Source organism: Acinetobacter sp. 228, from assembly GCF_048147885.1.
The window spans coordinates 25,642-49,618 of the sequence record NZ_JAYWYV010000002.1; the positions used below are offsets into that span (position 1 = coordinate 25,642).

The 23,977-nt window shown below is 40.7% G+C and carries 26 protein-coding genes; 12 read left to right on the top strand and 14 right to left on the bottom strand.

Translation table 11 applies throughout. From position 1 onward, the window contains the following. Nucleotides 1–141: 141 nt before the first annotated feature. Nucleotides 142–1,308 carry an MFS transporter gene (locus VXQ92_RS01590; protein ID WP_064096121.1) on the top strand — a complete coding sequence of 389 codons (1,167 nt, stop codon included), beginning with the start codon at nt 142–144 and terminating at the stop codon, nt 1,306–1,308. Between the two features lie 16 nt (nt 1,309–1,324). On the opposite strand, the gene VXQ92_RS01595 is transcribed toward VXQ92_RS01590, so the two are convergent. Together VXQ92_RS01595 and VXQ92_RS01600 are read right to left on the bottom strand one after the other, a co-directional pair. Beyond that, nucleotides 1,325–2,815, bottom strand: a complete 1,491-nt coding sequence (locus tag VXQ92_RS01595; protein ID WP_416680062.1) for an amidase — start codon at nt 2,813–2,815, stop codon at nt 1,325–1,327. A gap of 49 nt (nt 2,816–2,864) precedes the next feature. Continuing rightward, a complete protein-coding gene (locus VXQ92_RS01600) occupies nt 2,865–4,295 on the bottom strand; it encodes a diguanylate cyclase (RefSeq protein WP_144725128.1) in 1,431 nt (476 codons plus the stop codon). Nucleotides 4,296–4,610: 315 nt separating this feature from the next. On the opposite strand from VXQ92_RS01600, the gene VXQ92_RS01605 reads away from it, so the two are divergent. Further along, nucleotides 4,611–5,054: a hypothetical protein gene (locus VXQ92_RS01605; protein ID WP_180086462.1), complete on the top strand. Its 444-nt coding sequence runs from the start codon at nt 4,611–4,613 to the stop codon at nt 5,052–5,054. Nucleotides 5,055–5,110: 56 nt separating this feature from the next. Here VXQ92_RS01605 and accC read toward each other — a convergent pair whose 3' ends face one another. From accC to aroQ, 3 genes are read right to left on the bottom strand one after another with little or no spacing between them, the layout of a single operon-like run. Further along, a complete protein-coding gene (gene accC, locus VXQ92_RS01610; protein ID WP_144725126.1) occupies nt 5,111–6,475 on the bottom strand; it encodes an acetyl-CoA carboxylase biotin carboxylase subunit in 1,365 nt (454 codons plus the stop codon). 18 nt (nt 6,476–6,493) lie between these two features. Further along, nucleotides 6,494–6,910: an acetyl-CoA carboxylase biotin carboxyl carrier protein gene (gene accB, locus VXQ92_RS01615; protein ID WP_100355001.1), complete on the bottom strand. Its 417-nt coding sequence runs from the start codon at nt 6,908–6,910 to the stop codon at nt 6,494–6,496. Between the two features lie 16 nt (nt 6,911–6,926). Beyond that, on the bottom strand, nt 6,927–7,382 hold the full coding sequence (gene aroQ, locus VXQ92_RS01620; protein ID WP_144725124.1) for a type II 3-dehydroquinate dehydratase: 456 nt from the start codon (nt 7,380–7,382) through the stop codon (nt 6,927–6,929). Nucleotides 7,383–8,353: 971 nt separating this feature from the next. Here aroQ and ybaK point away from each other — a divergent pair. From ybaK to VXQ92_RS01635, 3 genes are all read left to right on the top strand, one after another. Continuing rightward, a complete protein-coding gene (gene ybaK / locus VXQ92_RS01625; protein WP_191731356.1) occupies nt 8,354–8,821 on the top strand; it encodes a Cys-tRNA(Pro) deacylase in 468 nt (155 codons plus the stop codon). A 193-nt stretch (nt 8,822–9,014) separates the two neighbouring features. Next, nucleotides 9,015–10,268 carry a YncE family protein gene (locus tag VXQ92_RS01630; RefSeq protein ID WP_416680064.1) on the top strand — a complete coding sequence of 418 codons (1,254 nt, stop codon included), beginning with the start codon at nt 9,015–9,017 and terminating at the stop codon, nt 10,266–10,268. A 61-nt stretch (nt 10,269–10,329) separates the two neighbouring features. Next, complete coding sequence (locus VXQ92_RS01635; protein ID WP_416680065.1) at nt 10,330–10,800, top strand: hypothetical protein; 471 nt, start codon at nt 10,330–10,332, stop codon at nt 10,798–10,800. Nucleotides 10,801–10,925: 125 nt separating this feature from the next. On the opposite strand, the gene VXQ92_RS01640 is transcribed toward VXQ92_RS01635, so the two are convergent. Genes VXQ92_RS01640 through tusD form a run of 4 tightly spaced genes read right to left on the bottom strand, consistent with a single transcriptional unit; the run spans nt 10,926 to nt 12,317 of the window. Continuing rightward, a complete protein-coding gene (locus VXQ92_RS01640; protein ID WP_064102141.1) occupies nt 10,926–11,237 on the bottom strand; it encodes a TusE/DsrC/DsvC family sulfur relay protein in 312 nt (103 codons plus the stop codon). A 14-nt stretch (nt 11,238–11,251) separates the two neighbouring features. Further along, on the bottom strand, nt 11,252–11,536 hold the full coding sequence (locus VXQ92_RS01645; RefSeq protein ID WP_064096131.1) for a DsrH/TusB family sulfur metabolism protein: 285 nt from the start codon (nt 11,534–11,536) through the stop codon (nt 11,252–11,254). Between the two features lie 17 nt (nt 11,537–11,553). After that, the gene (locus VXQ92_RS01650; RefSeq protein ID WP_416680066.1) at nt 11,554–11,904 is read right to left on the bottom strand and encodes a hypothetical protein; all 351 of its coding nucleotides are present in this window, start codon (nt 11,902–11,904) and stop codon (nt 11,554–11,556) included. A 44-nt stretch (nt 11,905–11,948) separates the two neighbouring features. After that, entirely contained in the window at nt 11,949–12,317 is a 369-nt protein-coding gene (tusD, locus tag VXQ92_RS01655; RefSeq protein WP_144725118.1) for a sulfurtransferase complex subunit TusD, read from the bottom strand. A 70-nt stretch (nt 12,318–12,387) separates the two neighbouring features. On the opposite strand from tusD, the gene VXQ92_RS01660 reads away from it, so the two are divergent. The 7 genes from VXQ92_RS01660 (at nt 12,388) to VXQ92_RS01690 (ending at nt 18,978) form a co-directional block, all read left to right on the top strand. Beyond that, nucleotides 12,388–13,398 carry an NAD-dependent epimerase/dehydratase family protein gene (locus tag VXQ92_RS01660; RefSeq protein ID WP_416680068.1) on the top strand — a complete coding sequence of 337 codons (1,011 nt, stop codon included), beginning with the start codon at nt 12,388–12,390 and terminating at the stop codon, nt 13,396–13,398. 138 nt (nt 13,399–13,536) lie between these two features. Beyond that, entirely contained in the window at nt 13,537–14,931 is a 1,395-nt protein-coding gene (gene fumC / locus VXQ92_RS01665; protein WP_416680069.1) for a class II fumarate hydratase, read from the top strand. A gap of 118 nt (nt 14,932–15,049) precedes the next feature. Next, a complete protein-coding gene (locus tag VXQ92_RS01670; RefSeq protein ID WP_416680070.1) occupies nt 15,050–15,541 on the top strand; it encodes a hypothetical protein in 492 nt (163 codons plus the stop codon). A 421-nt stretch (nt 15,542–15,962) separates the two neighbouring features. Beyond that, entirely contained in the window at nt 15,963–16,565 is a 603-nt protein-coding gene (locus VXQ92_RS01675) for a nitroreductase family protein (protein WP_416680071.1), read from the top strand. A 129-nt stretch (nt 16,566–16,694) separates the two neighbouring features. Further along, entirely contained in the window at nt 16,695–17,057 is a 363-nt protein-coding gene (locus VXQ92_RS01680; RefSeq protein ID WP_416680073.1) for a hypothetical protein, read from the top strand. Next, nucleotides 17,058–17,426, top strand: a complete 369-nt coding sequence (locus tag VXQ92_RS01685; protein ID WP_416680074.1) for a hypothetical protein — start codon at nt 17,058–17,060, stop codon at nt 17,424–17,426. It begins immediately after the preceding gene. A gap of 784 nt (nt 17,427–18,210) precedes the next feature. Continuing rightward, nucleotides 18,211–18,978 carry an alpha/beta fold hydrolase gene (locus VXQ92_RS01690; protein WP_064096140.1) on the top strand — a complete coding sequence of 256 codons (768 nt, stop codon included), beginning with the start codon at nt 18,211–18,213 and terminating at the stop codon, nt 18,976–18,978. Nucleotides 18,979–19,016: 38 nt separating this feature from the next. Here the strand turns inward: VXQ92_RS01690 and VXQ92_RS01695 are convergent, their stop codons facing one another. From VXQ92_RS01695 to tssA, 5 genes are read right to left on the bottom strand one after another with little or no spacing between them, the layout of a single operon-like run. Beyond that, entirely contained in the window at nt 19,017–19,973 is a 957-nt protein-coding gene (locus VXQ92_RS01695) for a M15 family metallopeptidase (RefSeq protein ID WP_416680075.1), read from the bottom strand. 5 nt (nt 19,974–19,978) lie between these two features. Further along, nucleotides 19,979–20,620, bottom strand: coding sequence for a hypothetical protein (locus VXQ92_RS01700; RefSeq protein WP_416680077.1), 642 nt, complete (start codon nt 20,618–20,620; stop codon nt 19,979–19,981). A gap of 14 nt (nt 20,621–20,634) precedes the next feature. Beyond that, nucleotides 20,635–21,444: a type IVB secretion system protein IcmH/DotU gene (gene icmH / locus VXQ92_RS01705; protein ID WP_416680079.1), complete on the bottom strand. Its 810-nt coding sequence runs from the start codon at nt 21,442–21,444 to the stop codon at nt 20,635–20,637. Between the two features lie 5 nt (nt 21,445–21,449). Further along, on the bottom strand, nt 21,450–22,814 hold the full coding sequence (gene tssK / locus VXQ92_RS01710) for a type VI secretion system baseplate subunit TssK (protein ID WP_416680080.1): 1,365 nt from the start codon (nt 22,812–22,814) through the stop codon (nt 21,450–21,452). Between the two features lie 6 nt (nt 22,815–22,820). Further along, the gene (gene tssA / locus VXQ92_RS01715; protein WP_416680081.1) at nt 22,821–23,927 is read right to left on the bottom strand and encodes a type VI secretion system protein TssA; all 1,107 of its coding nucleotides are present in this window, start codon (nt 23,925–23,927) and stop codon (nt 22,821–22,823) included. Nucleotides 23,928–23,977: the final 50 nt, after the last annotated feature.

Consider the following 23,977-nt stretch of genomic DNA (forward strand, 5'->3'; position numbering starts at 1 on the left):
TATAAGAATTAGCAATTTAGAAAGGAATCTACAAAAATAAAATTTGTAGATTGTAGAAATGCAAAATAAGGTCAATTCAGTGCAGTTAAGAACCACTTTTAGTAAGTTGCAAGTTTCGAAAATACAAGGATATAGATATCTATGCCAGCTCTAGCAATTCAGCATAGACTCAGTGGATTCTACTTTTTTTACTATGCAATTGTCGGGGCGTTCCTGCCTTTTTGGAGTCTGTATCTTGAAGATCAGGGCTTCAATTATCAGGAAATCGGGATTTTATCCTCTATTGCTATTATTACCCGGTTCTTTGCGCCGTTGATTTGGGGCTGGATTGCAGACAAGTCGGGTAAGCGAATGCTGCTGGTGCGTATAGCCACCTGGATGGAAGCTTGTATCTGGCTCATGATTTTCATTATTCCGAATAGCTTTCAATCTGTAGCCTTGCTAATGCTGATTTTCAGTTTCTTTCAGAATGCTATTCTTGCTCAGTTTGAAGGCGTAACCTTGTTCTGGCTCGGAGAAAAAAGAGCAGAGCTCTATGGCAAAGTACGAAAATGGGGATCTGTCGGTTTTATAATCGGTGTATTCGGCTTAGGTACCGTCTTTGAAATTATCAGCATCAGTATGTTGCCAGTCTTGTTGCTCTGTATTTCATTTCTGGCCTTTCTCTGGTCATTTACTATTAAAGAACCAAGGACGGCACCCACTGCACAGAAACAGCTCGAACCTTTATGGCCGATATTCAAACGTCCTGTCGTGTATAGTTTTTTTCTGATCGAATTAATTCTGTTATTTTCGCATGCACCGTTCTATAGTTTTTACAGCAATTATCTAAGTCAGGCTGGATTTAGTACCAGCCAGATTGGTTTGCTGTGGTCAGTCGGAGTTATTGCAGAAATTATCATGTTTGCCTATGCGACGTTCTTTTTGACACGCTGGTCATGGCGTCATCTGGTCACGCTATGCTTGTTAATGACTGGATTAAGATGGTTCATCGTTGGGGTATTTCCTGCTTCATTTACGGCACAGTTTTTTGCTCAAACGATTCACGCTTTCAGTTTTGGTTTATTTCATATGATCGCGATGCGGGTAATTTTCCAGAACTTCTCTGCAGGGCAGCAAGGACGTGGACAGGCACTTTATAGCACTATGTGGGGGATCGGGGTAGCAAGCGGTAGTATTCTGGCTGGTCATTATTGGGATCAAATAGGCGGAACATCTATCTTTATCGCTGCTGCGGCATCGACCTTGTCAGGTTTATTGCTGGTTTTCGGGTTGCCTAACAAAGTCGAACTGCAAAAACAGGCTTGAACATATTATCTTGACATTAAATACGGATTTTTGAGTATTGCTCAAACCACGGCTGTGCCTGCTCCAGTTGGGCCGCCAGTTGGAGCAGTAGATCTTCATGTGCAAACGGCGCAATAAACTGTGAACCGAGCGGCAGGTTCTGGTCATTCCAGTACAGCGGTACCGACATTGCCGGAAGGCCGGTAATATTGGCGAGCTGGGTAAAGGGCACCCATTTCAGATTTTCTTTAACAATTTTATCGACCAGTTTGCCTTGTGCCAGCAAATGGGCTTTACCCACATTCAATAAAGCTTTTAAAATTGGTTTTTGCCAAGCAGGTGTTTTGACCTCACCATTTTTCGGAGCCACTGTCGCCGTTGCAGGCGTCAAATACAGATCATAATCATCAAAGAAATGATTCATCTGGGTTACATACTGACCCCAGTTATTTAGGTTCTGAATATAATCCAGCGCGCTGGTCTTGGCTCCGAAGGCGGCCAGTGCCAAAGAGTCCAATTCAAAATCATTCGATCTAGACGGATAGCTTTTCTGGATTTCATCCAGCATGAAAGAAAACTGGCTAAACCATGTGGTAATAAAATCCTTGGCCAACTGCATCCCATCAATCGCTGGACGGTCTTCAATCACTTCATGACCCAGAGACTCTAGTAGTTTTGCTGTATGTTTAATAGCTTGAATTGCATCCTGAGAGACAGGTGTGCCAATCGTAGAATAAGTGCTAAACGCGATTTTCAGCTTCTTGGGTGGCTGCTGAATTACATCCAGATAATGATGTTGAGGACGTTGAATTTTAAATAGTGAACTATGATCTTCACCATGAGTAGCATCCAGCATTGCAGCACTGTCACGCACCGTTTTGGTTAATACATGCTGAATTGCGGCGCCATGCATGGCTTCACTCATTTGTGGTCCCCAAGGTGTACGGCCACGACTTGGTTTCAGGCCGAACAGGCCACAATAGGAGGCAGGGATGCGAATCGAGCCACCACCATCACCAGCACCCGCAATTGGCACAATTCCGGCTGCCACAGCAGAAGCCGAACCACCTGAAGAGCCGCCACTATTATGCTGTAAATTCCACGGATTTTTACAGCTACCCCAGGCATCTGGTTCAGTAATACCTTTAATGCCAAATTCAGGCGTATTGGTGCGTCCAAAGGTCACAATTCCGGCTTTTTCCCAGCGATTGACAATCTCGGCATTGGTCTCGGCGATATAACTGATCCGTTTTAAACCCTGACAGCCATAAGAAGTCGGATAGCCTGCATATTCCTGAAACAGGTCTTTGACCAGAAAAGGTACACCGGCAAAAGGGCCAGACAGATTTTGCTGGCTACGTTTTAACGCATGTTCATGCATCGGGATGATAATTGCATTCAGCTCGGGATTGGCAATTGAGCTACGTTCCAGGGCAGCAGATAAAAGTTCACTTGAATGTACCTGTTTATTGCGGACCAGTTCAGCGAGCCCTAAACCGTCATATTGTAGATATTCTTCTAATTTCATTGCCATTCCCTAGCGTTGATACTGTTTTAAGGTTGTAGAGGTTTTATGCTTAAGATGCAAGTACCACCTGATTGCGCCCACGATGTTTGGCCTGATATAGGGCTTGGTCTGCAATATTAATCAGGTTTTGCAGATCTTGGGAGTTGGGTTCATTTTGGTGGGTGATGCCTATGCTCACTGTAATATACAAAGATGAGCCATCTGATTGATGCATCGGGGTTTTCTCCACAAGGTCTCGAATCCGTTCTGCAATGATGCGGGCTTCTGAAGGCTCAGTATTCCAGAGTAAGAGTACAAATTCTTCTCCGCCAATGCGTGCAAATAGATCTTGGGCACGTAAGTTGTTACGTACAATTTGTGCAAAGTGTTGCAGGACTTTATCACCGACATGATGGCCAAAATGATCGTTCAGGCGTTTGAAATAATCAATATCCAGCATGATCACTGAAAATTCCATCGTCTTGGCATATTGCAGTAAATATTCGCCTTTCTTAAAGAAGAAATGACGATTCATGGTTCGCGTTAGACTATCGTGATTAGCCAGATATAGAACCCGTTTAAACAGTTCATTGCGGTTTTGGCTGATAATACACAGGATGAGCGGCGATAAGGCCAGCATAAACAGCCCGATCCGCAGTGAAATATAAATCGTGGAATCGGCCAGTATGGTGTGATTGGTTGCATAAAACTGTGTCAGGCTGTAATAGGTCAAAATGATGACAAAAGCATTGATCATGGTCATGGTAAACAGGCGATAGGTCAATGCAGCCCAGATCAGTGCAGCCAAAGGGTAGAGCATTGCGCCCGGGCCTGCAAAAATATTGGTAATGATGACACAGGCCACGACTGAAGATGCCGGTAAAAAATAGCTGAAATAATTACGTTTTTGACGACGGTTTTTAAATAGATACTGCAGGTCTTTTATTCTTGGGAATGCCAAGATTAAAGGGAGAAACACAATATAATTCACCATTTCACCGGTCCACCACAGACCAAAATCAATCCATAAATTTTCTTTGGTCATGAATGAATTTGGTAGATTCGGCAAGGTGAGAACTGCAAAGGCTGCACTGGCCAGACAGCCTGCAAAAGCGAAGATGCCAAATAAATGAACAAAGGTATAACCGGTATTATAGTATTTGTAATTAATCTTGAAATATCGAATAAAAAATATCGAAACAATAGTACTAATCAAATTGGAAAGGGTAAGAAACAGGCTATGCAGTAAACCATTCCCGGTGACCAGATCTGCAAACATAAAAGCACTGAACGCGCCTAACCAGCCTCCCAGATTATTTAAATGTGGAAAGCGTAAAAATAGGGCCAGCAAAGCCGCGTTCGCCGGCCATAATAAGGCCAGATACTCTAGCGGTCTGGTTGCGATCCCAATAAGACAACATACTAAAACAGCAAAAACAATAACGAAATAAGCATGAGTTTCATGATTTAATTGTTTTTCTATTATTCGAGCTAATTGCAAATTTAAAATCCTATATTCAAATTTTTAAGTGTGAATGATCACTTTGTTTAGCAACTAAGTTTGACCCAAAATATGATTTTATTGTTTGATTAATCTGTTATTAATACGAACTATTAAGATTCTTATATACGAAATATATACAAAAAAATCAGAAAAGAAATCTATGTTTTTAAACAATGTGATAAATAGTTTCTGACTCTGTATTGAAATTGCGTTAGAGCGGGACATGATCCCAATAAATATGATAATTTAGAATTAATTGTTAAAAAGATGCCAGTAAATATGAAAAAAACATGTCTTAGCCTTATCTTAATCATGAGCTCACCTTGGCTAATGGCGACAGAAAACAAAAAACCAGAGAATACTCCAGTTAAAACTGCTGAAATTCCAAATACCTTTACTGTTAAAACCCGTCCGGAAATTGTCGGCTTGTGGGGGATGGAAATTCCGAATAATAAAAAGTGTATCGAATATTATAATTTTAAGGGAAATAATAATGTGGTGATCAAAAGTGGCGACGAATGGACATCAGGGTTATATGATTATCAACCCGCACAAGACCCTTCGCAGCAGATTCCCGCACTAATTCTGCAAGTGAAATATGATAATAATGAAAAAGACTGCTCGGGTAACCAAGTTGACCAATCTGGTGAAATTTCACAGTATTTTGTGAAATGGCAAAACCCTTATACGATTAATTTCTGCGCCAATGACAAGGCCGAGCAATGTTTTGCCGTCCTCAGACGCGTATTGCCTTAAATGGTCAACAATAAAAAAAACCGCTGAATGACAGCGGTTTTTTTATAAGCTTGGTTTTAGGCGTTGTCTTCAGCATTTTCAAGCTGCTTTAACAAATGTTTTTCCAGATAATGAATATCCATTGCCTGTTTGCAGAAGTTCTTGTCCTGAAGGATTAAATCTTTATGCAAAGGAATATTGGTTTTCACACCAGTCAGAATCATTTCGTCCAGAGCATTTCTCATGCGCGAAATAGACGTTTCACGATCCTTACCATGTGCAATCAGTTTCGCAATCATCGAATCATAATAGGGTGGAATGCTATAACCTGGATAAACATGTGAATCCAGGCGAATGCCCGCACCCCCTGGTGCATAAAAGTTTTCGATCTTGCCTGGTGAAGGTAAGAAGGTAGAGGGATCTTCTGCGTTAATACGGCATTCAATCGCATGCCCCAAAACCTTGACATCTTCTTGCTGGATATCGAGACCTAAACCACCCGCAATACGCAATTGCTGTTCAATAATATCAATACCCGTAACCATTTCTGTCACCGGATGTTCAACCTGAACACGCGTATTCATTTCAATAAAGAAGAATTCATCATCTTCAAACAAGAATTCGAAGGTACCCGCACCACGATATTGCATCAGCTTACATGCATTCACACAAGCTTCCAGAATGTCAGCACGTGCTTGCTCTGGCAAGTTCGGTGCTGGAGCTTCTTCCAGTACTTTTTGGTGGCGGCGCTGCAGCGAGCAGTCACGATCATACAGATGAATCGCATGGCCATTACCATCGGCGAGTACTTGTACTTCGACATGACGTGGCTTTTGCAGGAAACGTTCCATATAGACCGTATCATCTCCAAACCACATTTCTGCATCACGCTGTGCAGCCTGAACTGATTCCAGCAGGGTATCGACATTTTCGACGATACGCATACCACGACCACCACCGCCAGAAGCGGCTTTGACGATCAGCGGGAAACCGATTTCTTTCGCTTCAGCCAAGGCATTATTAGGCGTCACTGCATGAGCTGAACCGGGTACAGTCGGGACACCCGCTTTACGCATGGCCATAATCGCAGAAACTTTGTTCCCCATTAAACGAATATGTTCAGGACGTGGACCAATAAAGATAAAACCAGAATTTTCTACGATTTCGGCAAATTCTGCATTTTCAGCGAGGAAGCCATAGCCAGGATGGATAGCGTCTGCACCGGTAATTTCGGCAGCAGTAATAATCGCTGGAATATTCAGGTAGCTGTCACTGCTCGCACCTGGGCCAATGCATACTGCTTCATCACAGAAACGCAAATGCATTAGGTCCTTGTCTGCGTCAGAATAGACACCTACAGTTTTGATCCCTAAAGTTCTGCAAGCTCGGGTGATGCGTAACGCAATCTCACCACGGTTTGCAATTAAAACTTTTTGCAACATTATAAATCCCCGGGGTGATTAAGCGCGGTAGCGGAAAAGTGGTTGACCGAATTGAATCACTTCACCATTTTTCACCAGAATTTCTTCAATCACACCGCTTTGAGTGGCTTCAATCGGGTTCATGATTTTCATTGCTTCGATAATACCGAGCGTATCGCCTGCAGAAACGGTCTGGCCAACTTTAACAAATGTCGGTTCACCTGGGCTTGGTGCTGCATAGAACACGCCGACCATTGGTGAAGTTTCAACAGCACCGCGAGGAGATTTTGCCACTGGCGCTTCGGCTGCTGGTGCAGGCATCGCAGGAACAGCTGCTGCAACCACTGGATTACGACGAGTTAATGCAATCGATTGATCGCCTTCTTTAACTTCGATCGCCTGTAAGTCAGATTCAATCATCAAATCGATGAGTTTCTTGATTTTACGGATATCCATGAGACAGTATTCCTAATTAAGATTGTGTAGAAGATTGTATTTTTTCAATGACATAATCGAGGGCAGCAGCATAGCCTTTTGCACCCAGACCACAGATCACACCGATGGCTTTATCGGACAAGTACGAATGATGTCGAAATGCCTCACGTGCGTGCACATTCGACAGATGGACTTCAATGAAAGGAATGGCGACGCCAAGGAGGGCATCGCGAACCGCAACAGAGGTATGGGTCAATGCTGCCGGATTAATAATGATATATTGAACGCCGTCTTGCTGGGCTTGATGAATCCGGTCAACAATGGCACCTTCCCAGTTGCTCTGGAAAGTATCGAGTTGTAATGTGGCCTGTTGAGCTTGGACAGTCAGTTGCTGGTTAATATCATCAAGACTAAGGTGACCATAAACTTCCGGTTCGCGCTTCCCAAGCAAGTTTAAATTCGGTCCATGAATAACCAAAATGGTCGAACTCATCCAGCATGCTCCAATTAAAAGTATCGGGTTTTGTTTGCAAGATGTCTGCAAACTCTGCTTATTATTGCATGATTTTCTACATTACTATTTATAATTTCTTTGAATTGACGTAGAAAGCATATAGCAAACAGTGGCGCTATAATGAAAACTTTGCAGAGATTTGGCAATGTTAAAAAATTACAATTCGCGAGGTATTCATATTATTTTCATTGTAAACCCAATTGGCAAAAACAGTTAATATCCTTTGTGTAACTGTATCTTCATGTTAACGCTAAATTCTTCCTCTTAGTGATATTTTTAATTTTAACCAGCTTTTTCCTGACAAATTTGAATGCGGTATATAAGTTGAATCCGGTAAAAAAAACTTCAGATTAATGTTGAAAATTTTTCTGCTCATTTCTTTTAAATAAAAGTGATAATTTCCTCAGTGTCATGTAATGAAATTTAAAAAACCTAAAATAAGACAATATCTTAATGGATTTTACTTGATGTAAAATCTGCATTTTTTCTAAGATTCTAAAATTAGTCATATCTCTCTAAATTCAGTTGTGCATCATAAATATGATTTCAAGAGGTACTTTATTGCCGAGATATAAGGCCTGTATCCCGGCAAGTTTGACAGAAGATCCTTGGAATATGTACTTCCTATTTATAAGCTAGATGAAGTGACGAATGTGTTCATCTTCATATTTTCTTGCAATCAAAAAATGACCTCTCTAACGCTTAGATAGTGGCAAAAACGCATACATTTGCTGTAATTTTGCTCATCTTCATCTTTGTAATAAAAACTTAAAAAGTGCTGATAGCCACAATGATTGACTAAAAAATGAAGGCTATAAAACAAAATAGGTTTGAAGAGGCCAGAATAGGGATTTAAAGCAAAATTTGCTCTTTAGTTAGTTCATCTGATTTAACTTCTCGAACCAATATTTATATAATCATATGATTTCTCATCACCCATAAGACTTTCCATGACCCCTGCATGTAAATTGTTAAAAGTAAATAAAATTGAATACAGCATTCACGAATATGAACATAATGCCAATGCCAAAAGTTTTGGACTGGAGGCTGCTGAAAAATTGGGGCTTTCTGTAGAGGAAGTCTTTAAAACCTTACTGGTGACGGATGATAAACAATATTTTGTTGCCGTATTGCCGGTACATCATCAGCTTAACCTGAAAAAAGTAGCCCAGGCCGTGGGATGTAAAAAACTCCAGATGGCAGATCCTAAACAGGCAGAACGCTTGACTGGTTATCTGGTTGGGGGAATTAGCCCTATTGGCCAGAAGAAACGGTTAAAAACAGTAATTGATGCAAGTGCCGAACAGTTGAACAAGATTTATGTGAGTGGAGGTAAAAGAGGACTGGATATAGGACTAAAACCGGCCGATCTTGCCAAAGTGCTCAATGCCCAGTTTGTCGATGTGCTGGATACATAAAATCACAGCAAGATGTTCTTTTAAATTCAGAGAATATAGAACGATAAATTTAAATGAGCTGTATTTTTTTTGGTCGGAAATAACAGTAAATCATCTTATACATTTGTATATTAGAGGCGTGAAAACGCAGCCTGACTGTGTCTATAACAAGGAATTAAAACAAAAATACAAATTATTATGCGGAGCATAAGGGATGAAAATTCAAAATAAAAAATGGCCAAAGTTCTGTCTGACCTTGTCTGCGATGGCGATGCTATCTGCGTTGCCAAGTGTGCAGGCCGCTTCTACGCCTTCAGCTGCACCTGCCAATTCTCAGCAGGTTTTCTTTGTCGGAAATAACTGGGATGGTACGGTAACTGTGATTCGTCCTTCAGGTGATTTTGGCAAAATTGGCGTCATTAACATGATTCCTGACCGGAAAGAGCGCCTTAAGGAAATTCACCTGAATCCAATCAAGCTGATTGCCTATACTTACATTCAGGCCACAGCGGGTGAAGGCAATGACCAGCTGGTAGATGATATGTACTCTACGCCAGACGGGCAATCGGTGGTCGCATCACGCCCAAGTTTCGCCGATGTCGTATCAATCAATATCAAAACTGGCAAGATTAACTGGCGCACGCCTGTTGAAGGCTTCCGTGCTGACCATATGGCAGTATCACCAGATGGACAACGGGTCGCCGTATCTGCATCTTCAGGAAATGTAGTGCATGTACTGGATATTAATACCGGTAAGGAAGTAGGTCGTTTCAGCACGGGCGATAAACCGCATGAAAACATTTATTTTGATGGCGGCAACAAGATTCTGAACTCTGCTATCGGCAACGTGGAAACCTCGATGGATGCCCAATGGCAAGATTTTACCAAAGGAAAGCGTTTTATCACCATCGCAGATGCCAATACCCATCAGGTGTTGAGAAAAATTGACTTCAGACCCGCACTGGATGCATTTGGCCGAAAAGATTTGTCCAACTCAGTACGACCAATGGTATTTAGTAAGGATGAAACCAAACTGTATGCCCAGGTTTCATTCTTTAATGGTTTGATTGAATACGATCTGAACCAGAACAAGATTAGCCGGATTGGACAGTTGCCAGGGAGCGACAGTATTCCGAAAGATCGGACAAAATGGGTGAATGATTCGCGCCATCATGGCCTATCGATCAGTGCTGATGGTGAAAAGCTTTGTGTTGCGGGAACTATGGACAATTATGCCACTATTGTTGATCGCAAGACGCTGACTGCCGGGAAACTGATTTCTGCGGGTAAACCGTATTGGGCAACGCGTAGCCCGGACGGTCGTAGCTGTGTGATTTCCGAAAGTGAAACTGATGTGGTTACCGTGATTGATTTTGCTACTGGCAATAAAGTGCTTAGTGTACCAGTAGGAAATCACCCACAACGTGTCCGGATTGGTTATGCGCCTGCAGACTGGTCAACACCGTAGTTGATGAGTAGAAAAGACAGCTTTTGAATAGGGGCTGTCTTTTTAAGCTGAGGACACAAAGATGAATAATAAAACAATTCAGTTATATGTATTGATTACATTGCTCTTGTTTGGAGCCTTACTGGGTATTGGCTATCAAATACGAAAAGAAATCTATCAAACCCATCTTACTAATCAACCCCATTCTGCTCCCGTCCAGCCAGCTGAAAAATCTGCAAATGATGCCTCTGTCAGCTCTACTGCTAATAGTCAAACCAATAAAACCGGACAAAATAATGCATCTGCAAAGCAAAGTGAATTGTTAAGGCAGCAGCAACAATTATATCTGGACTTTTCCACGATGATTAATGCATTAAGTGAAGGACAACGACCCGATCTTCAACAGGTCAGCTTACTAATCACTCAGCAGCAGAAGCTGGTAGAGGCTCAACAGGTCAGCAAGGCCGAGGCGAAAGCACAGATTGAGTTTCTGATCAAAGTCTTGCCTGAAATGCAACATGAACTGCATCGGGCCTTACGAGCTTTAGATTAAACCTGTATTTGCTGTCTGCAGGCTACTTGTATCTTTAATTATTCTAGAAGTGAAAATTGATCGCATAAAAAAGCCCGAATAAAAAGTCAGGCTTTTACAGACAAAATATCGAAGACTTGACAGCTTTATAAACAGTTCGCAGGCTTGGGTACGCCGGCCAAACGGCTTAAGTGACGTGCCACCAGACCAGTATTAAACTTTTCCTGAAGCATGGCATTATTGATATCGGCACTGACAGTTTTCATTAAAAATTTGATTAGAGGGCGCGTTGCTGGTGAATGGCCAAACTGCTGATAGAACTGACGTACCGCTTGCAGAATTTCAAAATGCCATGGGGTCAAGTCAAGGTCCAGGCTATTGGCTAGGAGTTGAGCGACATCTTCATTCCAGATGGTGTAGTCAACCAGATGACCATCTTGATCCAATTCTAAATTCATATTTAACCCATTCATTATTTCATTGAAATGCAGCGATTAAACTGGAGGCAAAGAGCAGCAAAATCTGCATAATTCAACAATTTTACTTGATCAGGTAAGGGCTGTATCAAGAGTTCAGCATCATTTTTCAGCATATAAATTTGCGGCAAGCTTTGTAGAAATGAATGCTCTAGCAACAAAACCGCTTCACCCATCAGCACGACCTGATCGCTCATTGTATAAATCTGAGCCAATTGATCGAGGATCTGTGCAGTTGCCGAATAGCTGGATTGGATCAGATAAAGTGTATGATTTGACATTTGTATATCCTTATTCCTTACCAATACAGCACATGATCAAAGCTTTGAATAAATTCAGGATTAAGCTCAATAAATTCGATTTCTTGTTCGCTCTGCGTCACAAATGGGGAATTTTGATTTTTCTGCTCAATCAGAATCGGAGTGAGATCATAAAACTCGAAACTGTCGACCATATTTGATGCCAGTTTAAAGGCATGTTGTAACTGGTCAAATTGCAATTCTGAACGCAGAAGGCTAAGGGCAGCACCTTGTAGCAGGACTTTAACTTCCGAGCCAAATGTCGCCAATACCATTGTCGCAGACAGACTTTCATGCACCTGCAGGCTGGTCAGATTGGCTTGGGTTAATATAACAAGTACAGATTTCACACAAGATTCCTTGGAAAAGCAACACATTCTAAAAAATGGAACATCTAGAATTGAATCAGACGTTGTGAGGATTGAACAGCATCGGCAAGTTCACCTAAACCGACTAATTCAAACGCATCTGCCAGATTATGCTGATGAATATTGTGACGTTGAGCATTGTCCGGATCTGTAATTCCACGCGCCAGTGCTGCACTTACACAGACCGGGAGGCGAATCTGCAGTGCTTGCCATGCATGTGTAAGATGACGTTGATCGTCGGGTACCCATTGCAGTGCATTTGCGACCGATACGCCGTCCTGATAGAAAAACACACGGAATGCTTCCTGCTTATCCTGCAAAGCCTGAGCTAAACCTAGGGCATGCCAGGCATAAATGGAAGTCGGTGCGGAGGTAACAAGAATTAAGGTACTCATCGAAATTCACTACAGGCTTGATCAATAGCAACAGATTGATCTTGGCTTCATTAGAAAGTAGGTAGTATAAATGATTTTAGTGACGGGTGGATTAGGCTTTTTAGGCTCACATATTGCTTTAAGTCTGTTAGCACAAGGACTAGAGGTCATTGTGGTCGATAATTTGGCCAATGCTAACTTACAGACTCTGGAGCGTCTCGAATTTATTTCTGGTATGTATGTGCCTTTTATCAAGATTGATATTCGCAACACGCCAGCATTGAACAAAGTCTTTGAGCAGAATTCGATTCAGGCTGTGGTGCATACCGCAAGTTTTAAGTCACTGGAAGAATCAGTATTAAAACCACTTGAATATTATAATGATAATGTCAGCTGTATTATGAGTCTCATGCGTGCCATGCAGCGTACCGGGGTACGTCATCTGGTACATTTATCCAGTTTGGCGGTATATGGCCAATCTGGCACAGACTTAAGCGAAGATCTGCCTTTAAACTTTACTTATCCTAATCCTTATATCAAGTCGCAACAGATGGTGGAGGAAATTATTCGGGATACCGCTAAAACTGACAATGAATGGCGGATTGCGATCCTGCGTCTTTCTAATATTGCCGGTGCCTTTGAGCATGGTCTCTTAGGGGAAGCAGTGCCACCTTTACCGAAAAATATTGTTCCTCTGGCAATGCAGGTCGCTGCGCAGCAACGTGAATATCTTGAATTACGCCGTCAGGCCCATACTGCAGATGGCACAGTAGAGCGCAGTTTTCTGCATGTCGCAGACTGTTGTGATGCCGTGATCAAATCCTTACAGTGGTTGTCACAACAGCAGGAATTAAAGTGTGAAGCCTTTAATATCGCTGGTGAACTGATTTCCATACAGGCTTTACTGGATCAGCTTGCTGAAGTCACCCAGTCTGCAATTAAAACTGTGGATGCCTTACCTTATCCCCATGCTGAACTGGACCAGTTAGGTGCGAATACTGAAAAGGCACAACAGATTTTGCATTGGCAACAGCAGCGCTCGATCAGAAAGATGCTTGAGGATGAATGGTTGTTTTATCAAAATATTCTCAAAGGGCAGTAAATTAGATTTTTAATTTAATATTTGATAATAATTATCATTTACATATTTAATGTAATCGATTACTTTAAATGATTAGAGTAAATCATTGATATACAGATTCCTAAGATTATTAATAAGCAAAAAGAATTGAGGTTGAACATGCAAACACGTATCGAACATGACACGATGGGAGAAGTTGCTGTACCGGGTGAGGCATTATGGGGCGCTCAGACTCAGCGCAGCTTGCAAAATTTCAGGATTGGAAATGAACGTTTGCCACGGCCAATGATTCGTGCCATGGGACTCGTCAAAAAAGCGGCTGCCTTGACTAATGCCGAGCTGAACCAGATTTCACAAGAACTGTCACGATATATTGTGGATGCTGCTGATGAAGTCATCAGTGGGCAATGGGACAGTCAATTTCCACTGGTGGTCTGGCAAACTGGTTCAGGTACGCAAAGTAATATGAACTGTAATGAGGTAATTGCCAATATTGCCAACCAGAAACTGGGTAATCATTTAGGGGCACAAAAACCGGTTCATCCAAATGATCATGTTAACCGTGCTCAATCTACCAATGACTCATTTCCGACGGCGATTCATGTGGCTGCGAGCTTGCAGATCAATGAACTTTTAATTCCGGCAGTCACACGTTTACGCGATACCTTATATGTCAAATCTCAGGAATTTGCTGATATTGTAAAAATTGGCCGGACACATCTGCAAGATGCTACGCCGTTAACGTTGGGACAGGAATTTAGCGGTTATGTTTCTCAACTCGATCATGCACTTCTTCGTCTAGAACAGGCCTTGGGGGGACTGTACGAACTGCCATTGGGCGGGACAGCCGTCGGTACAGGGTTGAACGCTCATCCTGATTATGCTGTTGAAGTAGCTAAAACTCTTGGATATTTAACTGGTTTGCCATTTGTAACAGCACCAAACAAGTTTGAGGCTTTGGCTGGCCGTGATGCTGCAGTATTCGCTTCAGGTGCCTTAAAGACTTTAGCCGTTAGCTTAAATAAGATCGCTAATGATATTCGATGGTTAGCCAGTGGTCCACGTTGTGGTTTTGGGGAACTCCGTATTCCTGAAAATGAACCGGGTTCTAGCATCATGCCGGGTAAGGTGAACCCGACGCAAAGTGAAGCGATGACCATGGTAGTCGCGCAAGTTCTCGGCAATGACACCACCATTAGTGTAGCGGGTGCATCAGGTAATTTTGAACTCAATGTATTTATGCCGGTCATTGCCTATAATCTGCTGCAATCTATCCAGTTATTAGGTGATGCTTGTAATAGTTTTAATGATCATTGCGCCGTTGGTATTGAGCCAAATCATGAAAAAATTGAACATTTCTTGCATGATTCATTAATGCTGGTTACAGCCTTGAATCCGGTCATTGGTTATGAGAATGCAGCCAAAGTTGCCAAGACCGCCTATAAGGAGGGTAAAACCTTGAAACAGGTGGCTGTGGAACTTGATCTCGTAACAGCTGAACAGTTTGATGAAGTCGTCAGACCTGAACAGATGGTTTCACCGAATGCCAAATAAAGGTAAATGTTTTTAATCTTTTAGCTGTTTTATCATGGAATAGTCAGCAATGGTTTTTATCTCGGGCAGACTTGCGTACAATAGGGGCTAGATAAGATTACCCACTGATGATTGTTTTATGTTTGATATTTATTTAACGGATGTTCAAAAAAAGGTGCAATTCAAGGATTATCCAGGTGAGCATCCTGTTAAATTTATTCTGAATTTCAAAAAGATTTTTCCTAGTGTTATGGAGCTTCTTTTACCTGTACTGCCAGATAATGAAAATCTGGAAGAAATGTCTTGGGAATCGACCAGCGATGATTTTGAAACCTTCCAGATGTTTTTAACTGGTTGGGGCATCATCGAATTACGTTTGAAAGCGATTATGCAGTTTAAAGATAAAGCATTTGCGGATCGTTTAGTTAAACAAGCCCAACAGAAACGCAAAGATTATCAAAAGCAGCAAACCAAGCTCAGCACAGTTGAATTGGATTATCTTTTTATGCATGAGATGCATGCTTTAATTGATGCAGAGCTGGTTGAGCTCGGTGAAAAATTCTATTTACCGGTTTTACGCGATCTTTGGAAAAACAAAGTATCTGCTCAGGTTTTGAATGCAAAGTTTTAAACCAGGTGTTTAGCTTTTATTTATAAAATTAATCCCTCAATTTTGAGGGATTAATTTTATCTGAAATATGAGAATTTTTTCATAATTCCTTGTCTAGCAAAATAGCCTAAGCTATAGAGATTTTATAAATAAATATCTTAATTTTGCTCAGTAATAGCGCAAGCTAGATCATGGTTTATCATCTGGCCCTTTAACAGTGCATATGTTTTAACGATTGTTCAAAAAATAGATGAAAATGATCATTTTTAGCTAAAAAATATATAAAAATATCAAATAAATAGCCTAGTAATTAAGTCTATTATTTTTTAAGGTATAGGCGCTTTAGCTTATTATAAGGTTAAAGCCTCATTAATTAGTTATCCTTCACAAAAATAGCTGAAGGTTCAAATTTTCCCGAAGATATATCCCAGGATTTTGAAAAATGTCGAACCAGTTTTTAGATTTAATTATTAAACGCCGTACTATTTATGCTATTGCCAAGAATGTTGAACAATCTCCTGAATATTTAACTGATCTGATTCAGACTGCGATAAAACAAAGCCCATCTTCTTTCAATTCTCAATCTTCACGCGCCGTCATTTTATTCAATTCAGAACATGAGAAGTTCTGGGGCTTTGTTGCAGACAAATTAAAAAGCTATGCCAAAGACGAAGAGAGTGCTGCAAAGACCACAGCAAAGATGGCCAGTTTTGCAGCAGGGGTAGGTACAGTCCTATTTTTTGAAGATCACAACGTAGTGAAAGGTTTGCAGGAACAGTTCCCATCTTATGCAGACAACTTCCCAATCTGGGCGGAACATTCGACTGCAATCGCACAATTTGCAACGTGGACAGCATTGCATACAGAAGGTCTGGGCGCATCATTGCAGCATTACAATCCGATCGTAGATGAGCAGGTTCATGCGGAATGGGGCATTCCATCAAACTGGAAACTTCGCGCACAGCTGGTATTTGGTTCGATAGAAGGCGAGCCGCGTGCCAAAGATTATCTTGCCAATGAAGAGCGTTTTAAAGTTTTTAAATAACTTTATTCATATCTGCCCTTAACCAGTGTAAGGGTAGATATTTTTTAGATTTCGATGAAATTCTCATAAGCCTTATTAAAATTAAGTTAAAATAGCGCGCTAATGTAAAAAATTAATGAGTACAACCGAATGTCGAAAAACACGCAAAACCTGTCACCTTTACAAGAACTGATCGCGGAACAAAAACTGCTCTGTGAAGAAGTAGGTTCGGCTTATGTTGAAGTGAGTGGTGATGATGTGGTTGCCGTGGCCGTACATACCTTGAAACAGGATCCAATTGTCGGCATTCGTAAAAAGCCTGAGCCGGTTGAAAATATCAGCTGGTATATTTACGGCGGAGAACCTTCAAGTGAAGATGCTTTTGAAACCATGACTGTACGTGAATTACAGGATATTGCACCAGAAGTATTGCCGTACCTTGCTCTGGAAACAGGTTTTCGTTTCATGATTGATGCCGATGATTATGAAGATGTCTGGAAAGAAGAAATCTAAATGCTAAAAAAATCATCTTTCATTTGTGCTGGATTGCTATTAGGGCTAAATAGTATGCTCTTTGCAGAGCCACTTTCACAAAGTGCCTACGACCAGTTTATTTCAGCACAGACTAAAATCGTGAATGAAACCAAGCATATTTTAGATGAAGATGATCAAAAGGCAGATGCTCAAACTCAACGCCAGGCTTTCTGTAATCGATTGAAAGCCTATCAGGATATTCAAAAGGTGTCCGAAGAAAATAGCAGTCTGAATATGGCACCTACGATGGCAATGATTGCCAGAAACTTTCTGGAGCGGCAGGATCAAAGTTTGACTAAATCTGGAATGACGGCGAGTGTATTTTGTAAAAATAGGGAAGTAGAATAGGTTATAAAACACTTCTCTTTCTCGAACGTTTTTCGCTGGAAAATATAAATAAAGCAAATGATTCTAATTTGAATAACCGGGCTTTTATAAATATGAAAAGTTCATTATTAATATATTTTCAATAAAACTATTAAGTTAATTTAAAATAAATTTGTAGAATTACCTTATATCTCGGGGATATATCCACTGATATTATCTCATTAATTAGAATATTTAAGTAATGGCAATTATTTTTCTAAAAACTTCCTAGAAATACTAAATAGTATTTGATAAGAAATGATTTTCATCCGAGCTAGGCTAGTTGCTGCACGCAGCTCATATTTAATAATTCAAATATCTTTAAAAGTTTGTAAAATAGCCTAAGCGAATTATAAATGTTAATAGCTATGAAAAGAAAAGGGGAGGAAACTTAATAATAGTATTTTCTGCTTAGCCAATTTGTAAGAAGCTAGGTAGTAAATTCCACCTGACTGCTTATACACCCGAAATATGACTTGTAAATGTAGTGTGGCTTATTATGCATATCCAGTTTTTGATTATGAATGAGTAAATAAGTGATAGTCAGAAAATTAAAAATTTTAAAGCTACCTGAGCTTATTTGAATAATAACAGCTAGTTTTTAGACCTCTCTGATTTTAAAAAATTGTACCAGTTTCACCTATTTAGCCTAAGCAAAAATTATTGCATATAAATAGCCTAAGCATATTTTAAAATTTAGCAATTGATTAATTCCCAATAAAATTCCAATATCACCACATCATCTATGAAATCACGGAATTCTCAAATGATCCTCAACTACCAAATCACCAGTCATGATAACTCAACACTTGTACCAATGGTCTTCATTCATGGTTTATTCGGCAGCTTGAGTAATTTAGGAATGCTGGCGCGACATTTTTCAAGCCAGCGTACCGTCATTCAGTTAGATCTGCGCAACCATGGCTTATCTGGACATAGTGATGAGCATAATTACCACTTGATGTCAAAAGATGTACTTGAAACATTAGATAGTCTTAACATCACCAAATTTGTTGTGGTAGGGCATTCTATGGGCGGCAAAGTTGCCATGAAACTGTCTGATATTGCGCGTAATCGGGTAGAGCAGCTTGTGGTTCTGGATATAACTCCAATCCCATATCATGAAAATCATCATGCGGAAATTTTTGAAGCCTTATTTGCTGTCGAGCGTGCAAACCTAAGTTCCCGGTTAGAAGCGACAAAAATCATGCGTGAATATCTGAATGAAGAAATGGTAATTCAGTTCTTGCTAAAATCTTTTAACAAAGGGAAGTGGCTGTTTAATGTACAGGCGCTCTTTAACCATTATCAGGATATTTTATTTTGGGAAGATATTACTCCAATTGATACTCCGGCACTTTTTCTCAGAGGTGGTAACTCTTTTTATATTTCTAAACCAGAGCATTTCGCTGCGATTGACCGCCAATTCACCCATTCCAAAGTTGAACTCATTGAAAATGCAGGTCATTGGCTGCATGCTGAAAATCCTGCACAAGTACTGGAACATATACAAGCATTTCTAGATGCACAATAATAAATAACACGGTTAACTTTGAAACTTTGAATCGAAGGTCAGTATCCAGCTGCCTGTAGCTGACCTTCATTAACCAACTGGTTTGCCATTTCAGCGGTTTTTTTCAAACCTGGCATACGATATTCAGTATGACCATAATCTTTAATCGATTTCCACCGACCGCCCCATGTGAGTCCGACCGATTCTGCGACTTGACCATACAGTTCATAACCACGCATTGCCCATGGATCACGTTCGCTGATGATGACTTTACCATGACGTTTAAAGGCAACGTCAGCTGCTAAACCGAACTGATGATAACTTTGATAACCTCTAGCACGCGTGGTATTCGGATTTGCAGAAAGTGAATTTTGACGTTCCGGACTGCGATAACCTTCTAGTAAAACCAGTTCATATCCATACTGTTCACGCATTATTTTGAAGACCATCAATAAACGCTGTTTATAACGTGGATTAATTTTATTCCATTTCCGGTTAACTATATTGAGATCACTATGATTATGGATCATAGGCAGATGTACATCTTCAGTAGGATCAGGTGGATTTATAACTTGGGCAGAAACAACATTGGTATAGTAATGGACTTCTCCCTGTATGGCTTCTTCAATCAGATGACCTTCTACTTCTGGGGGCGGTGCTAACACCTGACCATCGAGTAAAGTATAAATTTGGGGATCAACTTCACGTAAATAATTTGCTTCAAAAGTACTGGCAGTAATGGGGCGGGTTAAAGTAAAAATTACAATACTGCTAAATAACACTAAGGCCGCCAGCAAAATCCACCATTGTTGAATATGCCAATGTGACTGGATTTTATCTGAAGATGCTGCCTGATTAAATTCCCAGGCAACCTGTCTGGCTGCCAAAATTCGGTTCTTGCTATATGGTGAAATTTGCATGCACAGGTTTATCAACCGGATTCGGAATTCATAAGAAACCAGCAGCAACATACCTAAGCTAAGCAAAACAAAACTGAAAAAAATGAAGTAGATCATGCTGTTTATGACAGTGCTACTTCAGCACTTTCCTGTAGCGTAGTTGCTGAGGGCTGTTCCTGTGACGAAGTATTTGTAGTTTTTAGCTCAACAGATTTTTCTGTTTGTGCTGGCGATAGACGATCAGCATTTATATTTAAAGAACTTTTTTGCGAACCTTTAATTATCTTAGTCTTTATTGCTGAAGATTGAATTGTCCGAATTTCCGGTTTAAGTGGTTTATTTTTATCATTGGCCTGAATTAAAGGTTTTTGCTCTTGGGCACCAAACGCAGATTCAAAAGGTGAAGTATGGTTTTTAGATTCTGCATTACTTTCTGGCTTTGCTACCTTAAACATATTTTCAATATTCTGATCAAAACCATCTTCTGGATTCTGGATATTATCCTGATCCGACGGCGTAGCGGCTTTTGGAATAATTTGCTCAGATTCTGCGGCATGATTTAAGTCTGATATTTGATGATTTTCTGCATTAACTCGTGTACGGCTTGATCCCGAATGATTCTGATAATAACCATAGCCTAGTAAAACAGAGCTTACTGATAGCACCCCCAATACAAATCCGCTCAATAGGTAAAATTTAGGAGAATGAGGAACCGGCTTTATAGACTGTAAAAGACGAATATGTTTATTATTTTTGTTTGCCATAGTGAGTATAATATTTATGGTAAATGGATAGTGATGTGGGCCTGTTCTGCAGGAACACTAATCACATTCTGATATTGGGAAAATGCTGCATTACGGTCTTTGGACAACACATAGTGCAGACCAATAAAGCTTGCCAGAGCAAACACTAGCCAGAAAATCAGAATCCAGAAAAATGGCAATTCACGGTGAATGATATGTTTAATCTGGTCTGGAATTGCAGCAAAAGGAGAAAATGCCTTTTTCCCTTTGAGGTAATCGATTTGATCACCGACACGACTAATCAGACTGTTCAACTGACTCATTGATTCAATTCTGTATTTACCATGAAAACCTAATAATAAACAGTAATGATAAACTTCAAGAACGGCGAGGCATTCCTTGTCTTTATTGCGGATTTCTTCCATGTGTTCAAAAAAACGATAACCAGCCAGTTGTGATCCAAATAAACTGAGTTGTAGCGGGCTCATCATCCAGAAATTTTTCAGGTCAAAAAAACGGGAATCCTGTTGGGTGGCAATCGTCTCATCTAACAAAGCACAATATGCATATTGTGCATTATTAATATCTTCTGCAGAAAATTGCAGTTTTCTTGCCTGGTTTTCAAAACGTGCCAGCATATCTAGCACTTTCTGGCGGAAGGACTCCGGATTAGAGGGTACATACTGATTGCGAATCAGGAAAACCACATAGAATCCATCATGTAATAGATCGACCAGATGGGTAGTTGCTGAGTGTTGACTCTTATCTATCTTTGTATTGGTCTGAAAACCTGTACCAATTTGTCCATCATCAAATAGCGATGGCGCATTATTAATACTATTCATTATTCTTATCCATTTATCACAGCAATCAGTTCAATTGAAATATCCTGGAATCCGCTGGGGATATAGATACAGATGGTCTCGGACTCCAACATCCGTTGATACAGTTCATTATTTGGTTCAATTTCAAAATAGCTTACCCCTGAACGCACTGGAATGGCGGTTGGCACTTGAATCAGATGCTGAACAGGTACAGCTGGCAGTGCTGCAATCACGCGTTGTTCAACATCGACAGTACTGCCAACCTTGAAACGGATCGGCACATAGGCAATCAGATCATGGGCTGGCATGACACTACTCGATACTGCAAGATACAAACGGGTTTCTCGGGAAATTTTGTCTGTTTCAAGACTGCCAACCCAATAGGATGGACGGGTTTCTTTCAGGGCAATACTGATATAGCGGTTTGAAATAATCGTATCCAGCAATTCACGTAAAATCACGTCGAGCTGGCCAAAGCTTTCCTGTAAATGATGATGTTGATATTGGGGTAAATGATCGACAGCATAGGCGGTTGAAAAAGTCAGGAGCGAGCCGGTCAGACGTAATAATTCAGAATACAGCCGTTCTGGATGAATACGTGGATACTGCAAGATGTGATTCAACGTTGCATGTGCAGTATTGAGTGCATTCACCAGCCAGAAAGACACAATATCACCAGAACGGAATTCAATCAGTTTCTGTTCATTTTCCCGGTTATTGTTTTGAATGGTTTTGATCTTGGCCCGGATAATATTCAAGGTACGCTTCAGATTATTCAACAGATTTTCTGATGCTTCGATATGCAGGATGGGGGGAATAAACTTGTGATCCAGTACAAAATTCCCGGAACTTTGCCGTTTCATTGTGCCAATCGGAAGATAAAAATAGCCATCCAAAGCCTGTTCAGGTCCCTGGCTTATTTCAAAAATCTTAAATTCAGCACGACGGCGTACCAAGGTAATTTCTGCTGTAGCCGCATTGGTAAACAGATCATGGGTTGAACTTAAATAGGAATGGTAGCGGCTGGATTGAGAATGATCTTGATGATGAAGATTCTGCTTACTTGCCTGAATCATCGGTAAAGCAAGATAAATCGCCATTTCTGTACGCAGATTCAAAGTATCAAGCTGTATAGGTTCAGGTAATAGATCCAGTTCAGGTGCACGATAAATTTCCCCATCTTGCCAGACCATTTTAATCCGGCTGAGTGCCAGTATATTCATGCCTAACTGGGTTTCATCGAATTCAATTGACTGAATTCCATAGGCAAAAGGCAAGCTCGCCTGAATGATATGGTTCAGGCGTTGTTCGTGATAGGCATCCTGTAACTGAAAATGCTGAGGTCTTAAAAATAGGCCTTCACCCCAAAGAACTTTTTCTGCTTTAAACATTCAGTATTACCACTCATTATTGGAATTATTCATATCGTGTACACCTAGTAACTCTTGAACCTGTTCCAGGGGATTTTCATTTTTAATCACTTGTGCCAGCCATTCATGAAGTGGCATCTGACTCCAGCGAATGGTTTTTTGCAGCATATAACTTACCGGACTATGCGGTTCGTGCATCTGGAAATAATCCGCAATTTCATTTAAGACTTTCAATGCCTGTTCCCGATTGGCCAGATGATTTTGTGGCTGTAACCGGAATTGAGTTTGAACAACAGGGGAGGAAGTATCTGTATAAACTTGCTGAATTCCTGAGTCTGTCGGCGAGATTAAGCTTTCAGTATTTTGATTCGCTAATTGTTCCACTTTATATAGACGTTTAATTAGGGAAATGATCGAATCAATCTGTTCGTCAATTGCAGAAAAACTCGGTGCATTCAAACCCAGTAATTCATCCAGAATAGTTTTTAGATGGTGCCAGTGCTGTTGAATATCCAAAACCTGCTGGTAGTTTTCTATTATTACAGAGTGGGAAGTAGCCTGTAGCAATTGCTCGAACTTTTGTAGCTCATCGTTGCTACTTGAAGATTCGCCATCTTCATCCTGCTGATTACGGCGTATCCGGATATTTTTCTGATGTAAAAATGCCTCATAATTTCCTAAATGATAAAACGGCGCCTGACTGACCAGGGGAACCTGTTTCATCAAAGCTGGAATCTGGTTGATTAAGCCTTGTAGCAAACCCAGGCGCTGATCCAGATCATCATCCTCAATTAAAGGATGCATGTCCTGCCAATATTGCTGAATACTGCGATGGCTCAGTTCCAAGCCGCGTGCAACCCCTTCAAATCCGTGAGTTCTTGCCCAAGCTTCAGCTAACCAAGTATAAAGACGCAGATCTTTGGTTTTATCACTTAACAACTCAACTGATTTATTCAACACAAACTGCCAGTCTGGCTGACGTGGCTCAGAGATCCAGTCGCCTTGATCTAACAGAGGATCATCCTGAATTTTGGCCTTTTTAATGGCATGAAAGTCATTTGAAAACGAGCAATCCTCACCACCTGGCTGATGATCAGAGATTGGGGCAAGCAGTTGTTCAATATCTATAGTCATTCTTCACCTGAAACTTGTTCTTCTTATTTAATTCTTTATCTTTTAAAATA

What these genes read in the sequence shown, in the direction of transcription:
- tusD (WP_144725118.1), bottom strand. Translation starts at nt 12,317, where the DNA reads ATGAGTACCTTAATTCTTGTTACCTCCGCACCGACTTCCATTTATGCC.
- fumC (WP_416680069.1), top strand. Translation starts at nt 13,537, where the DNA reads ATGCAAACACGTATCGAACATGACACGATGGGAGAAGTTGCTGTACCG.
- VXQ92_RS01675 (WP_416680071.1), top strand. Translation starts at nt 15,963, where the DNA reads ATGTCGAACCAGTTTTTAGATTTAATTATTAAACGCCGTACTATTTAT.
- VXQ92_RS01690 (WP_064096140.1), top strand. Translation starts at nt 18,211, where the DNA reads ATGATCCTCAACTACCAAATCACCAGTCATGATAACTCAACACTTGTA.
- VXQ92_RS01660 (WP_416680068.1), top strand. Translation starts at nt 12,388, where the DNA reads ATGATTTTAGTGACGGGTGGATTAGGCTTTTTAGGCTCACATATTGCT.
- VXQ92_RS01680 (WP_416680073.1), top strand. Translation starts at nt 16,695, where the DNA reads ATGTCGAAAAACACGCAAAACCTGTCACCTTTACAAGAACTGATCGCG.
- VXQ92_RS01605 (WP_180086462.1), top strand. Translation starts at nt 4,611, where the DNA reads ATGAGCTCACCTTGGCTAATGGCGACAGAAAACAAAAAACCAGAGAAT.
- accC (WP_144725126.1), bottom strand. Translation starts at nt 6,475, where the DNA reads ATGTTGCAAAAAGTTTTAATTGCAAACCGTGGTGAGATTGCGTTACGC.
- VXQ92_RS01670 (WP_416680070.1), top strand. Translation starts at nt 15,050, where the DNA reads ATGTTTGATATTTATTTAACGGATGTTCAAAAAAAGGTGCAATTCAAG.
- VXQ92_RS01695 (WP_416680075.1), bottom strand. Translation starts at nt 19,973, where the DNA reads ATGATCTACTTCATTTTTTTCAGTTTTGTTTTGCTTAGCTTAGGTATG.
- VXQ92_RS01595 (WP_416680062.1), bottom strand. Translation starts at nt 2,815, where the DNA reads ATGAAATTAGAAGAATATCTACAATATGACGGTTTAGGGCTCGCTGAA.
- aroQ (WP_144725124.1), bottom strand. Translation starts at nt 7,382, where the DNA reads ATGAGTTCGACCATTTTGGTTATTCATGGACCGAATTTAAACTTGCTT.
- VXQ92_RS01700 (WP_416680077.1), bottom strand. Translation starts at nt 20,620, where the DNA reads ATGGCAAACAAAAATAATAAACATATTCGTCTTTTACAGTCTATAAAG.
- tssA (WP_416680081.1), bottom strand. Translation starts at nt 23,927, where the DNA reads ATGACTATAGATATTGAACAACTGCTTGCCCCAATCTCTGATCATCAG.
- tssK (WP_416680080.1), bottom strand. Translation starts at nt 22,814, where the DNA reads ATGTTTAAAGCAGAAAAAGTTCTTTGGGGTGAAGGCCTATTTTTAAGA.
- VXQ92_RS01635 (WP_416680065.1), top strand. Translation starts at nt 10,330, where the DNA reads ATGAATAATAAAACAATTCAGTTATATGTATTGATTACATTGCTCTTG.
- VXQ92_RS01590 (WP_064096121.1), top strand. Translation starts at nt 142, where the DNA reads ATGCCAGCTCTAGCAATTCAGCATAGACTCAGTGGATTCTACTTTTTT.
- ybaK (WP_191731356.1), top strand. Translation starts at nt 8,354, where the DNA reads ATGACCCCTGCATGTAAATTGTTAAAAGTAAATAAAATTGAATACAGC.
- VXQ92_RS01645 (WP_064096131.1), bottom strand. Translation starts at nt 11,536, where the DNA reads ATGTCAAATCATACACTTTATCTGATCCAATCCAGCTATTCGGCAACT.
- accB (WP_100355001.1), bottom strand. Translation starts at nt 6,910, where the DNA reads ATGGATATCCGTAAAATCAAGAAACTCATCGATTTGATGATTGAATCT.
- icmH (WP_416680079.1), bottom strand. Translation starts at nt 21,444, where the DNA reads ATGAATAGTATTAATAATGCGCCATCGCTATTTGATGATGGACAAATT.
- VXQ92_RS01630 (WP_416680064.1), top strand. Translation starts at nt 9,015, where the DNA reads ATGAAAATTCAAAATAAAAAATGGCCAAAGTTCTGTCTGACCTTGTCT.
- VXQ92_RS01685 (WP_416680074.1), top strand. Translation starts at nt 17,058, where the DNA reads ATGCTAAAAAAATCATCTTTCATTTGTGCTGGATTGCTATTAGGGCTA.
- VXQ92_RS01640 (WP_064102141.1), bottom strand. Translation starts at nt 11,237, where the DNA reads ATGAATTTAGAATTGGATCAAGATGGTCATCTGGTTGACTACACCATC.